Annotated in this window: 11 protein-coding genes; 6 read left to right on the plus strand and 5 right to left on the minus strand. The window is 74.5% G+C overall.

The genetic code is table 11. The annotated features are described in order from the left end of the window. The first annotated feature begins 186 nt into the window (after window positions 1–186). Both IE275_RS20225 and IE275_RS20230 read left to right on the plus strand, forming a co-directional pair. Window positions 187–1,860: a PucR family transcriptional regulator gene (locus IE275_RS20225; RefSeq protein ID WP_189712738.1), complete on the plus strand. Its 1,674-nt coding sequence runs from the start codon at window positions 187–189 to the stop codon at window positions 1,858–1,860. Window positions 1,861–2,007: 147 nt separating this feature from the next. After that, entirely contained in the window at window positions 2,008–2,784 is a 777-nt protein-coding gene (locus IE275_RS20230; protein ID WP_189712739.1) for a hypothetical protein, read from the plus strand. 351 nt (window positions 2,785–3,135) lie between these two features. Here the strand turns inward: IE275_RS20230 and IE275_RS20235 are convergent, their stop codons facing one another. Next, window positions 3,136–4,011, minus strand: a complete 876-nt coding sequence (locus IE275_RS20235) for a GntR family transcriptional regulator (RefSeq protein WP_229870384.1) — start codon at window positions 4,009–4,011, stop codon at window positions 3,136–3,138. A 157-nt stretch (window positions 4,012–4,168) separates the two neighbouring features. On the opposite strand from IE275_RS20235, the gene IE275_RS20240 reads away from it, so the two are divergent. Together IE275_RS20240 and IE275_RS20245 are read left to right on the plus strand one after the other, a co-directional pair. Further along, entirely contained in the window at window positions 4,169–5,011 is an 843-nt protein-coding gene (locus tag IE275_RS20240) for a (2Fe-2S)-binding protein (RefSeq protein ID WP_189712740.1), read from the plus strand. A gap of 316 nt (window positions 5,012–5,327) precedes the next feature. Further along, window positions 5,328–6,386: a DUF2637 domain-containing protein gene (locus tag IE275_RS20245; RefSeq protein WP_189712741.1), complete on the plus strand. Its 1,059-nt coding sequence runs from the start codon at window positions 5,328–5,330 to the stop codon at window positions 6,384–6,386. Window positions 6,387–6,481: 95 nt separating this feature from the next. Here IE275_RS20245 and IE275_RS20250 read toward each other — a convergent pair whose 3' ends face one another. Both IE275_RS20250 and IE275_RS20255 read right to left on the minus strand, forming a co-directional pair. After that, complete coding sequence (locus tag IE275_RS20250; protein ID WP_189712742.1) at window positions 6,482–6,973, minus strand: ATP-binding protein; 492 nt, start codon at window positions 6,971–6,973, stop codon at window positions 6,482–6,484. A 784-nt stretch (window positions 6,974–7,757) separates the two neighbouring features. Continuing rightward, window positions 7,758–8,390, minus strand: coding sequence for a hypothetical protein (locus tag IE275_RS20255; protein ID WP_189712743.1), 633 nt, complete (start codon window positions 8,388–8,390; stop codon window positions 7,758–7,760). Between the two features lie 196 nt (window positions 8,391–8,586). Between IE275_RS20255 and IE275_RS20260 the strand changes: the two genes are divergently transcribed. Next, on the plus strand, window positions 8,587–9,999 hold the full coding sequence (locus tag IE275_RS20260; RefSeq protein WP_189712744.1) for a helix-turn-helix domain-containing protein: 1,413 nt from the start codon (window positions 8,587–8,589) through the stop codon (window positions 9,997–9,999). Here IE275_RS20260 and IE275_RS20265 read toward each other — a convergent pair. Beyond that, window positions 9,996–11,738 (minus strand): pyruvate dehydrogenase, encoded by a 1,743-nt coding sequence (locus tag IE275_RS20265; protein WP_189712745.1) that lies wholly within the window; start codon window positions 11,736–11,738, stop codon window positions 9,996–9,998. The genes IE275_RS20260 and IE275_RS20265 overlap by 4 nt on opposite strands. 63 nt (window positions 11,739–11,801) lie before the next feature. Continuing rightward, window positions 11,802–13,574, minus strand: a complete 1,773-nt coding sequence (locus IE275_RS20270; protein ID WP_189712746.1) for a PP2C family serine/threonine-protein phosphatase — start codon at window positions 13,572–13,574, stop codon at window positions 11,802–11,804. Window positions 13,575–14,098: 524 nt separating this feature from the next. Between IE275_RS20270 and IE275_RS20275 the strand changes: the two genes are divergently transcribed. Further along, entirely contained in the window at window positions 14,099–15,082 is a 984-nt protein-coding gene (locus IE275_RS20275; RefSeq protein WP_189712747.1) for a helix-turn-helix transcriptional regulator, read from the plus strand. Window positions 15,083–15,119: the final 37 nt, after the last annotated feature.

Below are 15,119 nucleotides of genomic sequence, written 5' to 3' on the forward strand. Positions count from 1 at the left end.
GTAACCTCCTCGTTTTCCTGTGGAAACGTAGGAAACAACCTGGCAATCACAGAATGCGGCCCGCGACCGCCCGCACGGCGGCCGACGCTCCGACGGCAGGGCCCGCGTGGGGCCCACGGCGGCCCCTTCCCGTGGGGGCCCGCACGATTCATCGTAGATTTCGAGACAAGGAACGGCGGCGACGAGATGCGGCTGCGCGCACTTCTGGACACCGATGCGCTGGGCCTCAGGCTCCTCGGCGGCGAGGACGAACTGGACCGTACGGTGCGTGGGGTCATGACCACCGACCTGCGGGATCCCAGCCGCTACCTCTCCGGCGGCGAGCTGGTGCTGACCGGCCTGGCCTGGCGCCGGGACGCGGCGGACTCCGAACCGTTCGTAAGGATCCTGGTGCAGGCCGGCGTGGCCGCGCTGGCGGCCGGCGAGGCAGAGCTGGGGGATGTGCCGCAGGACCTGGTCCTGGCCTGCGCCCGGCACCGGCTGCCGCTGTTCGCGGTGCACGAGTCGGTTGCCTTCGCAACGATCACCGAGCACGTCGTACGGCAGGTCAGCGGTGAGCGGGCCGGGGATCTCGCGGCCGTGGTCGACCGGCACCGGCGGATGATGACCTCGGGCCCGGCGGGCGGCGGCCCGGACGTGGTGCTGGACCTGCTCGGCTCCGACCTGGACCTGCGGGCCTGGGTGCTCTCCCCCACCGGGCGGCTGATCGCGGGCCCGAAGATGGCGGGCCCCGCGCTGCCGGCCGAGCTGTGCGGCCGGCTCTCGGCGGAACACCTGGCGGCGGTGCGCACCGGCCGGCGCGGGCCGCACCGGGTGATCGTCGGCGGTACGACGTACTCGCTCTTCCCGGTCCGCGGCGGCGGCCGGTCCCCGCAGGGCGTGCGGGACGTGCGCGCGAGCGTGCTGTCGGACTGGCTGCTGGCCGTGGAGGCGGACGCCGGGGACTGGGCCGACGAGCGGCTCGACCTGCTGCACGGCGTCACCCAGCTGATCGCGGTCGAGCGGGACCGGCGGGACGCGGCGCGCACCGTGCGCAGGCGGCTGGCGCAGGAGGTGCTGGAGCTGGTCCAGACGGGTGCGGCCCCGGCGGAGATCGCGGCGCGGCTGCGGGTGGCCGCACCCGTGCTGCTGCCGGGCCTGGGCACGGCCCCGCACTGGCAGCTGGTGGTGGCGCGCGTCGAGTGGGACAGCGGCGAGCTGGAGGCCGGGCCGGTCGCCCAGGCGCTGCTGGAGGAGATCCTGGTCGACCCGCTGGCGACCGGCACCGAGCCCTCCGACCGGATCGCCGTCGCCCACACCGGTGACGAGGCCGTCGCCCTGGTCCCGCTGCCGGCGATGTCCGCCGAGCACGACGGCTCCGACACGGGCGTACTCGCCGACGCGCTGCTGAAGGCCGTCCGGGAACCGCTCTCGGCGGGCCTCGACGGCGACGGGCGGCTCACCCTCGGCGTGAGCGCGGCCGTGCACTCGGCGGAGGGGCTGCGCGGGGCGCTGGAGGAGGCACGGCACGCGCGGCGGGTGGCGGCGGCCCGGCCCGGGCGGGTGTGCGCGGCGGGGCACCAGGAACTGGCCTCGCACGTGCTGCTGCTGCCGTTCGTCCCGGACGACGTGCGCCGGGCGTTCACCGCGCGGCTGCTCGACCCGCTGCGCGACTACGACCGTCGGCACCGCGCCGAGCTGATCCCGACGCTGGAGGCGTTCCTGGACTGCGACGGCTCGTGGACGCGCTGCGCCTCCCGGCTGCACCTCCACGTCAACACACTGCGCTACCGGGTCGGGCGGATCGAGCAGTTGACGAGCCGTGACCTTTCGCGGCTGGAGGACAAGCTCGATTTCTTCCTGGCGCTGCGAATGAGCTGACACCGGCCGCCGTCCGTTGAAACCTTTGAGGGCGGAGAGTCCCACGACTTTGTGAAATCCTTCACCCGCCCCCTTGGCCCGGTGCCGCGATTCGTGCTGAGATGCGGCCACCACTCAAAGCTCGACGGCGCGCTCGGGGAGGGCAACGTGGCGTATTCCGCCATGTCCGGTACCGGAACGACCTCAGACGAGGACCCCCTCCAGACCGCGGTGTGGCGGCTGCGCTCGCGGGCCTGCTGGGCCGACGCGGCGGCGCTGCTGCCGGCCGACACCCCGCCGGGCGCGATGCAACGGGCCGCGCTGCTGGTGGAACGGTGCCTGTACACCGAGCAGGGCTGGCAGGAGGCCGAGGACGCGCTGCGTACGGCGGAGGCGCTGGCGCACAGCGACGAGGAGCGGGGCGCGGCCGCTTGTGAACGGGGGCACCTTGCGTACGCGGCCACGGTGCACGGGGTGCGCGACCGGGTGGACGAGGCACGGGCCGCGCTCGGCCGCGCGGCGGCGCTGATCCCGCCGGACGCCGCCGGGCGGGGGCTGCTGGACTTCCGGCGGGGGCTGCTCGCGGAGAACATCGCACGTTCCCCGCAGGCGGCCCGGGCCGCGTACCGGCGCGCCCACACGGCTGCCGCGGCCCACTCCGACTCCCTGCTGCTGTCCTTCACCTGGCGTCACCTCGCCGGGCTCGCGCTGCGGGACGGCGAGGTCGCCGAGGCCCGCCACGGCTTCGCCGAATCCCTGCGGATCCGCGAGGAGTTGGGCTACCTGGTGGGCACCGCCCCGGCCCTCGCGTCCCTCGCGGACGCCGAGGTCGAGCCGGAGGCCTCACGGTTGCGCGAGGAGGCGCGACGGCTGTTCCGGCTGCTGGGGGGCGTACCCACGTGGCTGGCACGGCAGTTGGCACCCCCACCGGCGGCCACGGCGTAGTCGGGGGCGGCTCCGCGAGGTCGGCGGGGCGGCCGGTGCACGGGGTCGCGGCGTCCGGCGCCGGTGCCGGTTCCGGTGCCCGGGAGCACGGCGTGACCCGCGCGTTCCCGTATGTGCACGGCATGTGCGCGGCCGCACAAGGGCCGGGTGCCCCGGTGCGCCGCCGAGGGACGCCGGGCGGCGTCGCCCGCGCGGGCGGGGCCTCGGGCGCTCGTGCCCCGAGTCACAATGGCGGGGCCGGGGCGTCCCGGCCGCCGCGCGCCAGGCCGCCGGGCGGCCGCTTCCGCGGGGCGCGCGGGGCCGCGCGGGTCATGGACCGGCGTCGGCCGTGTCAGGCCGAGTCAGGCCGAGTCAGGCCGTGAAGTGGTCCCGGACCAGGGCCTGGGCCGTGTCCAGGTCGCCCGTGATCAGGGCGTCGAGCAGCGTGAGGTGGTCCGTCGCGTCGGCGAGCAGCTCCGCCCGCCCCCGGGGGGTGGCGGCGCCCGTCAGGAGCCACTGGGAACGTCGGTGCAGGTCCGCCGCTATACCGACGAGCTGGTCGTTGCCCGAGAGGGCGAGCACGGCGCGGTGGAAGACGCGGTCGGCCTCCGCGTACGTGGCCCGGCAGCCACCGGCCGCCGCGCGCACCGTCGCCTCGGCGAGGGGCCGCAGGTCCGCCCAGCGCTCGGCCGGCACCGTACGGGCGAGCCGGAGCATCACGGGCACCTCGATGAGTGCCCGCACCTCGGCCAGTTCGGCGAGTTCGCGCGTGCCGCGCACGACCACCCGGAAGCCCCGGTTGGGCACGACCTCGACCGCGCCCTCCAGCGCGAGCTGCTGCATCGCCTCGCGCACCGGCGTCGCGGAGACCCCGAAGCGCTCGCCGAGGACCGGCGCCGAGTAGACCTCGCCCGGCCGCAGCTCCCCGGTGACCAGGGCGGTGCGCAGGGCGTCGAGGATCTGCCCGCGCACGGAGGACCGCTGGACGACGGGACGCGGGACGCCCCCGGGCCGCTGGAGGTCGGGGCGCTCGACGCCGGGCCGCTGGAGGTCGGGGGTCTGGAGGTCGGGCCGCGGGACAGGGGTCTCGCTGTGGGTGTGCTCCCCGCGCACGGCGCCCTGCGGGGCGCACCGCTCACGGTCCGCGCCCTCGGCGGACGCCGCCCGGGACTGCGCCGGAACCCGTGCCCGGACAGGGCCCTCCTGCGGGATCCCCGGAGCGGCGGAGCCCTGCATGCCCTGCTTCACGGGCCCTCCCGGCGGATGTGTCGGTACTTGGGGTCATTACGGCGGCTTGTTACTCGTCCGTCAAGCACCTTAGGCCTACTGGCCGTCAGTTCAAATCCCGAACATAATGACTAAGGTAAGGCTTGCCTTTAATCCCTCGCAGATCGGTGGTCCCGGCATGCCCACAGCCCCGTCGGCCACAGCGGCGGCGTACGCCCGCCTCACCGAGGTCTTCCCGGGCCTGGCCGTCACGGAGCTGGCACCCGACGAGCCCGCGCCCCGGGGCGGCGGCTGGGTCGGGGCGGCCGCGCTCGCGGCGGGCGGACCGGACCTGGACACCTTCCTGGCCTGGGACGACGCCCAGGTCGTCCGGGACTACGGACAGCGGGCGCGCCCCGACGTCGTCGCGAGCTTCGGACTGCACCGGTACGCCTGGCCCGCCTGCCTGCTGATCACCGTCCCGTGGTTCCTGCACCGCCGGGTACCGCGCTACCCCGTGACGCACGTCTCGTACGACCGCACCGGCGAGGTCATGCGGATGGCGGTGCGCCCGCCCGACTCGTTCGCCTGCCTGCCGGACGATCCGGCGGCGGCACTGCCCGGCGCCCGGGTGGTCCCGAACGAGGAGGCGCTGCGGGCGGAGGTGCGGCACGCCGTCGCCGAGCACCACGAGCCGGTCCTGGCCGGCTTCGGACCGCGGGCCCGGCGGCGCGGGCGCGCCCTGTGGGGCATGGTGACGGACGAGATCGTCGAGGGCCTCTGGTACGTCGCCCAGCTGCTCGGCGAGGAGGACCGGGCCCGGCACGAGCTGGAGCTGCTGCTGCCGGGCGCGACCCGCCCGTACGTCGGCACGGCGGCCTTCCGCGAGCTGACCGGCCCGAACGGCGAGGCGCTGGCGACCCGGGACCGGGCGAGCTGCTGCATGTTCTACACGGTGCGCCCCGAGGAGGCGTGCGAGACGTGTCCGCGCACCTGCGACGCGGACCGGGTCGCCAAGCTCACTGCGGCCGCCGCCAGTTGACGCTCCGTCGGACGGTCACCCTGGTCGGCGGAGCGTTCGGCGTCCCGTAGGATCACCGGACGAGAAGACTCCCCCTGCGGTTACAGGTACTTCACAACTTCCTCACGTGCCCCGGGAACTTTCCGCGGAACCACCCGTATGGGTAGTCTTATTCGAACTCAACTCCCGCTCCTCAAGCTGCAGTTCGAGCAGAACGTCGCCCTGGGCATCCCCTTGCACTTCCTTGGCGGCCTCTTGCCCCGAAACCCCCTGAGGAACAGCGGGATTGGGCCACTATGGCGGGCGTTACGCCCTATCCCAATGCAAGGGACCCCAGATGAGACTGACCGACATATCGCTGAACTGGCTGCTTCCCGGCGCCGTACTGCTCCTGGGCATGCTTGCGGCGGTGGCGGTGCTCCGGCGCGGCAAGAACTCCTCGGGGAAGAACACGAGCGCGGACGACTCGTGGGAGCGCAGCGAGGAGCGCCGCAGGCGCAAGGAAGCCGTCTACGGAATCGCTTCCTATGTGTTGCTGTTCTGCTGTGCCGCCGTGGCGGCCGCGCTCTCCTACCGAGGACTCGTCGGCTTCGGCCGCGAGAACCTGAGCCTCTCCGGCGGCTGGGAGTACCTGGTTCCGTTCGGCCTCGACGGCGCGGCCATGTTCTGCTCCGTCCTCGCGGTGCGCGAGGCCAGCCACGGTGACGCGGCGCTCGGCTCCCGGATACTGGTGTGGACGTTCGCGGGTGCCGCCGCCTGGTTCAACTGGGTGCACGCGCCCAGGGGCCTCGGGCACGACGGCGCTCCGCAGTTCTTCGCAGGCATGTCCATGTCCGCCGCGGTGCTCTTCGACCGCGCGCTGAAGCAGACCCGCCGCGCCGCGCTGCGCGAGCAGGGCCTGGTGCCCCGTCCGCTGCCGCAGATCCGCGTGGTGCGCTGGCTCCGGGCCCCTCGTGAGACCTACAGGGCCTGGTCGCTGATGCTCCTCGAGGGCGTGCGCAGCCTGGACGAGGCCGTCGAGGAGGTCCGCGAGGACAAGGCCCGCAAGGACGAGACCAAGCTGCGCCGCCGCGAGCAGCAGCGCGTCGAGCGGGCCCAGCTGAAGGCGATCAGCCGTGGCCACGGCCGCTTCCCCGGCCGCGGTGGCGGCGGCGGGCGCCAGCTGGAGGCCCAGGCGGCCCTGGAGCGGGCCACCGCCGAGCGGGTCTCCGCGGAGCCTGCGATAGCCAACTCGGCGGAGCAGCTGCCGGTCCGCAACCGGCCCTCCCTCCAGCCGGTGCGCCAGAGTTCCGACCCGATCTCCGTCGACCTCACCGCGGAGGACGACACCATGGCCCTGCCGCGGCTCGACTCCCTCGAGCGCAAGCTCAAGGACCTGGAGCAGCAGTTCGGCTGATCCTCGGGTGACACACGGGAAGGGGCGCGACCTCAGCGGAGGCCGCGCCCCTTCCCGTTTCCCGTGCTCTCGGCCCCTGCCGTCTCCTCGGTCGCTCAGGCCGCTCCGGCACCCAGTTCGAACCAGACGGACTTCCCGACCCCGTGGGCCCGTACCCCCCAGGCGTCCGCGAGGGACTGCACCAGGATCAGGCCACGGCCGCTCGTGCCGTCGTCGGCGATCGGCACGCGCGGCCGCGGGCGGCGGGCGACGAAGTCCCGTACCTCCACCCGCAGTCCGGCCGGTGACACGGTGGCCGTCAGGACCGCGTCCTGGTCGGTGTGGACGAGGGCGTTGGTGACCAGTTCACTGGTGAGCAGCTCGGCCGTCTCGGAGCATCCGGGCTTCCCCCAGCCCTCCAACAGTTCGCGCAGCGCCCGGCGCGCCTCGGGCACCGCCCGCAGGTCCGCCCGCCCGAGTCTGCGGCTCAGCCGCGCCGCGCGCCCGACGGTTTCGACGTCGGCCCCACTCTCGTCCTCCGTGTTCCGCCTGGTCGCCGAGGTGTTCGCGATCACCGTCGGACCGCTGCCTCGTGCCTGCCTCTTCATGACCCCCGCCCGCGTGCCGATGTCGGTTCCCCTCCTGCTCGAACACGTTCACGGGGATCCTTGCCCGGTCGGCGGCGGGCCAGTCATGTCGAGTCGTCGACGACCGGGTGTTCGGCCATGTTCGACCGGTTACCGGCGGCGAGGTGTGGGGGTGGTGGCGGGCGCTCGGCCGCCGGTGGGAGCGCCGTGTACGGCGGGTCGCGCACCGCTCGTGCGCGTGTGCCGGTGGGCCGGGAGGGCGCCGTGCGGCGATCCGTGGGTGGCGGGTGGCAGGGGGCGGGTGGGCGGCATGTCCCTGCCGTGGGCCGGCGGGCGGGTGAGCCGGCCCCGGCGCGCTTCGCCCGGCAAGCCCGCCCCCGCGCCCCCGTCACCGGTACCGACCGGGAAACCCACTGGTCGACGGGCCGGTCGCGACCGGCGGGACGGGTGGTACGAGGAGACCACGCACCCCCGGGCGCGGCACCCGCCGTACGACGCCGTGGGCGCCCCGCGCCGGCGTACACCCGCGCGTCCCGGACCGGGCGGCGCGTCCCCCCGGGAACGGCGGTGAGCCGGTGCGCCCCCTCCGCGCACCGGCTCCCGCCCGTCCGTTCCGCCCGCCTCCGGCCCCGTACTCCGGGAAGACGCACGGACCGTTCGGCCTCCGCCCCTTCACGGAGGCGGCCCTGCCGACCTCGCCGTAGGCGTGGAAGGGGTGGGACGACCACTACCCACCGCCGGCTCCGCCAAGGCACCTCGGTCCCGCCCAGGCGAATTTGGCCGGAATCAGTTGTGCCGTCGTCGGTCAGTGGAGCTTCTTGACCGCCGTGGTCGTCGTCTTCTTGAAGGCCTTCACCGGGGCGTCCCCGAAGTCGCCCATCTGACCCCAGTCGACGACCGTCACGGCCCGGCCGTCCCGGCCGACGGAGAGCAGGCGGATGTCGGTCGCGCCCCACGAGGTCTCCACGTGCAGCCCGTAGACATGGGCGCCCTCCTCGACGTCGAGCGTCCCGTAGTCCCGAAGCGTGGCCTCGAGCTCCGGGTCGGCCCGCTCGATCCGCTTCGCGCAGGACCTGATGTCCTTGTCGACCCGCGAGAACCGGCCCTTGGCCGCGCTGACGCTCGGCAGCTCGGCGGAGACCTGACGGGCGCCGGCGTCCAGGTCGGTCCGGAACTCGCGGTACCAGGTGTTCGAACCCCCGCCCAGGGCCTTGCCCAGACAGGTGTCCAGCTCGAGCACCTCCGGCACGCCGGCGGTGACCCGGCCGGCCGTCCAGGAGGAGCTGGGGTGCGGCGGAAGGTCCTTGGCCGCGAGGAATCCGGGCGCCTTCGGCGCGGCGGCGACCGCCGGTGCGGAGAGGACCGTGCCGAGGGTGAGGCCCGTGATGGCGAGTGCGGTGAACGCGCCGAGCGCGGCCGACCGGGTGTGCTGTGACATGCGTGATCCCCCGTTGGGTGGGTGGGTGTGTGGAACGGCGCGGCCGCCTGGACACCGGATGGTCGGGTCCGGCCGTGCTCGGCGGCGACACCAAGAGCATCGGCCCGCCCGGCGGCCCGGGGCAACGCTCTTCGCCCGATCGGCCCCGGTGGAACCATCCCAGCCCAGCTGACGTGCAGATACATGAGTGCCTGGGATGCCCGTCCCGGGCCCGGCGAGGACGGGGCACGGGGTCACGGTGTCGAGCGAGAGGGACGTCGCGCAGTTCGCGGCGCTGCTGACGGAACTGAAGGCGCGTACGGAGCGCAGCTACGGCTCCCTCGCCCGCCGGCTGGGCATGAACACCTCCACACTGCACCGCTACTGCGCGGGGGAAGCGGTTCCGCAGGACTTCGCGCCCGTGGAACGCCTGGCGGAGTTCTGCGGGGCCGCACCCGAGGAACGGCTGGAACTGCACCGCCGGTGGCTGCGCGCGGTGGCGGCACGTCAGGCACGGGCCCGGGGGACGGAAGCAGCGCCGGAAGAACCGTCGGAGGGCGCGGCGGAGGGCGCGGCGGAGGAAACGCCGGACCGCACGGCGGAACCCGCAGCGCCGGAACCGACGGAAGCGCCACCCGCGGAAGCGGTCCCGCAGGACCCGGAAGCACCGCCGGCCGGGCAGGAAACACCTCCGCCCCGCGCTCCCCACGCCACCCCCTGGTACCGCCGTCGCCGGGGCGCCCTCCTCCTCGGTGTCGCCTGCGCGCTCCTCGCGACGGTGGGCACCCTCTCCGCGCTGCCCGCCGACCGTCCCTCGGACCACCCCTCGGCCTCCGCGACCGCCACCCGTCCCGCACCCCGCACCTCCCCCTCCGCGACGAGCCCGACGGCACCCTCCTCGCCCGCGTCCGGCACCCCGCCCGAATCCACCGGCTCGGCCCAGGCCTCCCCCGATGCGCACGGCACGCCCGGCAGCACCCCGAGCGCGTCCCCTGCCCCGTCCTCGGGCTCGGCCGTCCCGCTGACCTGGACCGCCGACTCCCAGGTGTGGGCGCTCGGCTGCGGTCACGACTACGTGGTCGACCGGCCGCCGGTACGGGTTCCGCCGCCCCCGTCCTCGCAGGACGCGGGAACCTGGGCGACGGCGCAGGGCGCGGTGCACGGACGGGAGACCAACGTGGAGATCTCGGTACAGGGGCGCAGTTCCACGGCGGTCGTCCTGACGGCCCTGCGGGTGCGGGTCGTCGGCCGCGCCGCGCCCCTGGCCGGTACGGCGTACGCCATGGACCAGGGGTGCGGCGGCTCGATCACCCCCCGGTCCTTCGCCGTCGACCTGGACAAGGACCGCCCGGTCGCCCACGCGGTCCCCGGCAGTGACGCCGGTACCCCGATCCCGGCGGTGCGGCTGCCCTACCGGGTCTCCGTCGAGGACCCCGAGGTGCTGCTGGTCACGGCCCGCACGAAGACCTGCGCCTGCGACTGGTACCTGGAACTCGACTGGTCCTCCCAGGGCCGCACCGGCACGGTCCGCATCGACGACCACGGCCGCCCGTTCCGCACGAGCGGCATCGAGGGCCTGCCCCGGTACGTGTACGACACCGGCGGCCGCCGCTGGACGCCGTACGTCTAGGGGCGGGGCACGTTGCGGAGGTTGGAGCGGGCCATCTGGAGCATGCGGCCGACCCCTCCGTCCAGGACGATCTTGGAGGCGGAGAGGGCGAAGCCGGTGACCATCCCGGCGCTGATCTTCGGGGGGATGGAGAGGGCGTTGGGGTCGGTGACGACGTCGACGAGGGCCGGACCCTTGTGCCGGAAGGCGTCCTTCAGGGCCCCGGCGAGCTGCTTGGGTTTCTCGACGCGGACGCCGAAGGCCCCGCAGGCACGGGCGACGGCGGCGAAGTCGGGGTTCTTGTTGGTGGTGCCGTGCGAGGGCAGTCCGGCGACCAGCATCTCCAGCTCGACCATCCCCAGCGAGGAGTTGTCGAACAGCACGACCTTCACGGGGAGGTCGTGCTGCACCAGGGTCAGGAAGTCGCCCATCAGCATGCTGAAGCCGCCGTCGCCGGACATCGAGACGACCTGGCGGCGGCGGTCGGTGAACTGGGCGCCGATCGCCATGGGCAGCGCGTTCGCCATGGAGCCGTGGGAGAACGAACCGATCACCCGGCGGCGGCCGTTGGGGGTGAGGTAGCGGGCGGCCCAGACGTTGCACATGCCGGTGTCGACGGTGAACACGGCGTCTTCGTCGGCGAGTTCGTCGAGGACGGAGGCAACGTACTCCGGGTGCAGGGGAACGTGCTTCTCGACCTTCCGGGTGTAGGCCCGCACCACCCCCTCCAGCGCGTCGGCGTGCTTCTTCAGCATCCGGTCGAGGAAGCGCCGGTCGTCCTTCGGACGTACCCGCGGGATGAGGCAGCGCAGCGTCTCGCGGACGTCTCCCCAGACCGCGAGGTCCAGCCTGGAGCGCCGGCCCAGGTGCTCGGGGCGTACGTCGACCTGGGCGATCCGCACGTCGTCGGGCAGGAAGGCGTTGTACGGGAAATCGGTTCCCAGCAGGATCAGCAGCTCGCACTCGTGGGTGGCCTCGTAGGCGGCGCCGTAGCCGAGGAGACCACTCATGCCGACGTCGTACGGATTGTCGTACTGGATCCATTCCTTGCCGCGCAGGGCGTGGCCCACCGGGGACTTGATCCTGCCGGCGAGTTCCATGACCTCGGCGTGCGCGCCGGCCGTGCCACTGCCGCAGAACAGGGTGACCCGGTCGGCCTCGTCGATCATCCGTACGAGCGCGTCGATCTCGGTGTCGCCGGGGCGCACGGTGGGGCGGCTGGTGACGAGCGCGGTTTCGACGGGGCGGTCGGGGGCGGGTTCCGAGGCGATGTCGCCGGGGAGGGCGACGACGCTGACGCCGCCGCGGCCGACCGCGTTCTGGACGGCGGTGTGCAGCAGCCGGGGCATCTGTTTCGGGCTGGAGATCAGTTCGCAGTAGTGGCTGCACTCGCGGAACAGCTGGTCGGGGTGGGTCTCCTGGAAGTAGCCCAGCCCGATCTCGGCGGACGGGATGTGCGAGGCGAGGGCGAGGACCGGGGCCATCGAGCGGTGGGCGTCGTAGAGGCCGTTGACGAGGTGCAGGTTGCCCGGGCCGCTCGAGCCCGCGCAGGCCGCGAGCCGCCCGGTGATCTGGGCCTCCGCGCCGGCCGCGAAGGCGGCGGTCTCCTCGTGCCGTACCGCGATCCAGTCGACGGCGGAGTGGCGGCGCACGGCGTCCACGACGGGGTTGAGGCTGTCCCCCACGACACCGTAGAGGCGCCTGACCCCGGCGCGGGCGAGGATGTCCACGAACTGTTCGGCGACGTTCTGCTTGGCCATGGAGGGAGGCACCCCTTCGGTCTCGTCGGGTTCGCTCCCTCCACAGTGGCCGCGGCGGCGCCCTCACGCCTCCCAGACGGCCGCCGCCGTCCGGTCGTCGGCGTAGCCCTTCACCCTGACCTGGGTGTCGGCGAGGAACGCGGCCAGGCCGGGCGGGTTCGGGCCCGACCACTGTCCCGTGAGGTACCTGGACAGCTCCGGCTCCCCGCGCAGGGGTTCGGCGAGGCCGCCGGTGCACATCAGGAGCGTGTCGCCCGGGCGGGCCACGGAGGCCCGGAAGCGGAAGGGTTCGCGGGGCGGCTCGGGGGGCTCCTCGTAGGGGTTCGGCGGGGTGGGGATGCCGAGGTCCATGGTGAGCCGGTCGCCCTCGGGCGTCTCGGCGGGCAGCGATCCGAAGCCGACGACCGGCCCGCCCGCGATCTCGCCCACCCGCGGTTCGAGGTCCTGCCATTCGCCCTCGCGCAGCCGGAACAGTCCGCCCGGGCCGACGCCGAAGAAGACCCGGGTACGGCAGTCGGGGTCGGCGGGCAGCAGCAGGCAGCGCAGGGTGGCCGCGTACTCCTCGGGTTCCAGGCCCTGTTCGGCGGCGCTGGCGCGGAGCCGGCCGAGGCTGCGGTCGGTCAGCCGGTGCAGCCCGGACTTGAGGTCGCCGCGCCGGGCGGCCCTCATGTCCTGCGCGAGCCGGACGTGGCTGCGGCCCACGGCACGGCCGATCCACTGGCAGGCCTCGGCGGCGGCCCGGTGCGCGCCGGGTGTCGCGCGGGCGCCGGTCGCCATCGCGACGAGGACCAGCGCCTGGTCTCCGGTGCCGAAGCGGGCGGTGAGCAGCGAGTCGCGGCGGGGCTCGCCGCGGTACCGCGCGGAGTCCCCGCGCACCGAGGCGGCCCGCAGCGCGCACGCGCCGTAGCGTGCGCCGTCCAGGACGGTGTCGGCGACCAGGTCGTCGAGGTCGTCCGGGTCGGCGGCCGGCAGGGCGGTGGGCTCGGCGTCGTAGGTGGGGGGTCCGGAACCGACGTACGCCTTCGGGGCGCCCTCGGGGGCGCGCTTCAGGGTGGGGAGGTCGAGGGCGGTGGTGGTGCGGGCGGGCTCCGGCGCCGGCGCCGCGGGGGTGGCCGGGGTGGCCGTCCCGATGGCGGAGGCGGTGGGGGCGAACGGGACCAGGGGCGGAGTCTGCGGGGGTGCGGGGACGGAGGGCGCGGCGGGCGTGGAGGGGGCGGAGGGGGTGGAGCCGCTGAAGCCGGGGGGCAGGGGGCCCGGCGGGACGGTCGTGGGGCCGGGGGGCGTGTCCGGCGGGGGCTCCCAGGGGGCGCGCGGGGGTACGGGGGCGTCCCACCCCGTGCCCGGCCCGGTGTCCCACCCTGTGCCGGGCTCGTCGCCCCGCTCCGGACCGGACTCACCGCCCTGCCCCGTACCGGACCCACCGCCCCGCCCGGGACCGCGCTCCGCGGTGGAACCGAGGGGGTCGTCCCGCTCGCCGGCCGCACCGCTCGGGCTCCCGCCGGGGGTCCCGATCGGGTCGCGGGGTGGCGGCACCGCTGCCTGGGCGGGCGGTGCCCCGGGGGCGGTGTCCCGCGCCCGCCACCAGTCGGAGTCGGTCGGCCCGCCGGGTACGGGGTTCTCCGCGCGGGGTTCCGGCACCGCGCCCCCCGCCCGGGCCGGCCCCGCGCCCGTCTCGCCGTCCGGCCCCGCGGAGCGCACCGCTCCGGAGGCCGAGGCGAAACGGTCGTCGAGGGAGTCGGCGGTGGGCGCCGGGCCCGTGTCCGCGGTGGAGTCGTCGTACAGCTGCCCCCACCAGTCGTCCTCGTGACCGGTGGGCCTTCCCCCCTGCTGGCTCATGCCCCCAATTGTCCACCGCACGGGCCGGTTGAAAACGGGGCATCAGGAAAATGCGGCCCGGGATGCGCTGTCGAACAGCGGGTCGAGTGACGTGATGGACACCAGTGCGAAATGAGTCGCCGGACGGTCCCACCCCCCACGGGAGGACCGTCCGGCGACTTGAGGTGACCCGGACCCACATCCCCTATGCGCCCCTGCGCGTCATGAGCCCGGACCACGTTCCGGGGTGCCTTCGGCCGCCGTGCGGCGAGGCCGGCGTGCCGGACGTTCCCGGAGATCCGCTGTTCGGATGGCCCGGAGGTCCGTGGATGATCGCCGCCGATCGCGGATGATCATGTCTTCCTGCCGTGGCCACACCTTGGCAGAGTGACCACGGGTACGGCGACGATGTACCGCGGCGGGTATGCGCCGTGGCGGCTTCCCGCCAGGGCACGACGAGACACGGCACGACGAGACACGGCACGACGAACGCGCCACGACGAACGCGCCACGACGAAGAACGACGTGCAGGAGGGACGACGGCGATGCTGGGAGCGATCGGGCTCGACGGGACGCACGAGGCGGCGTACCGGGCGCTGGTGTCCGTGGGCGCCGCCGACGTGCCCGATCTCGCGCGCCGGCTGGCGCTCGGCGAGCACGACACCGAACGCGCGCTGCGCCGACTGGAGCGGCACGGTCTCGCCGCCCAGTCCTCGGGGCGTCCCGGCCGCTGGGTCGCCGCCCCGCCGGGAGTCGCGCTGGGCGCGCTGCTCACCCAGCGGCGGCACGAGCTGGAGCAGGCGGAGCTGGCGACCGTGCTGCTCGCCGAGGAGTACCGGGCGGCGGCGGCCGAACCGTCCGTGCACGACCTGGTCGAGGTGGTGACCGGTGCCGCCGCCGTCACCCAGCGCTTCCTCCAGATCCAGCTCGGGGCGAGCGAGGAGGTGTGCGCGCTGGTCACCGGCACCCCGGTGGCGGTACCCGGGGCGGACAACGACGCGGAGGAACAGGCCGCCGAACGCGGGGTGCGCTACCGCGTGGTCCTCGAACGGGCGGTGCTCGACCAGCCGGACGGCATCAAGGAGCTGACCGCCGCACTCGGCCGGGACGAGCGGGTGCGGGTCGTGGACAAGGTGCCGACGAAGCTGGTGGTGGCCGACCGTGCGCTCGCGCTGGTCCCGCTGACCGGCCGCTCGGCGGAGCCCGCCGCGCTGGTGGTGCACGCCAGCGGGCTGCTGGAACTCCTCTCGGGCCTGTTCGAGTCGGTGTGGCGGGACGCGCTGCCGCTGCGGCTGGGCGCGGACGGCGTGGCCGAGCAGGCTCCCGATGGCCCGGACCCCACCGACCTGGAGATCCTCTCCCTGCTGCTGGCCGGGCTCACCGACGCGAGCGTGGCCAAACAGCTCGACCTGGGGCTGCGGACCGTACAGCGCCGGGTGAAGGGCCTGATGGAGCTGACGGGGGTGTCGACCCGGCTCCAGCTGGGCTGGCACGCGTACGAGCGCGGCTGGGTGGCCCGGGAGCAATGAGCCTGCCGGGACCTGCTTGACCTGCGGGTTCTCGCCG

The sequence above is a fragment of the Streptomyces phaeofaciens genome (assembly GCF_014648915.1).
GTDB classification, from domain to species: domain Bacteria; phylum Actinomycetota; class Actinomycetes; order Streptomycetales; family Streptomycetaceae; genus Streptomyces; species Streptomyces phaeofaciens.

Bases quoted from the DNA above. Each gene is read 5' to 3' on its own strand.
- IE275_RS20275 (WP_189712747.1), top strand. From the start codon at position 14,099: ATGCTGGGAGCGATCGGGCTCGACGGGACGCACGAGGCGGCGTACCGG.
- IE275_RS20260 (WP_189712744.1), top strand. From the start codon at position 8,587: ATGCCCGTCCCGGGCCCGGCGAGGACGGGGCACGGGGTCACGGTGTCG.
- IE275_RS20265 (WP_189712745.1), bottom strand. From the start codon at position 11,738: ATGGCCAAGCAGAACGTCGCCGAACAGTTCGTGGACATCCTCGCCCGC.
- IE275_RS20250 (WP_189712742.1), bottom strand. From the start codon at position 6,973: ATGAAGAGGCAGGCACGAGGCAGCGGTCCGACGGTGATCGCGAACACC.
- IE275_RS20240 (WP_189712740.1), top strand. From the start codon at position 4,169: ATGCCCACAGCCCCGTCGGCCACAGCGGCGGCGTACGCCCGCCTCACC.
- IE275_RS20245 (WP_189712741.1), top strand. From the start codon at position 5,328: ATGAGACTGACCGACATATCGCTGAACTGGCTGCTTCCCGGCGCCGTA.
- IE275_RS20255 (WP_189712743.1), bottom strand. From the start codon at position 8,390: ATGTCACAGCACACCCGGTCGGCCGCGCTCGGCGCGTTCACCGCACTC.
- IE275_RS20270 (WP_189712746.1), bottom strand. From the start codon at position 13,574: ATGAGCCAGCAGGGGGGAAGGCCCACCGGTCACGAGGACGACTGGTGG.
- IE275_RS20225 (WP_189712738.1), top strand. From the start codon at position 187: ATGCGGCTGCGCGCACTTCTGGACACCGATGCGCTGGGCCTCAGGCTC.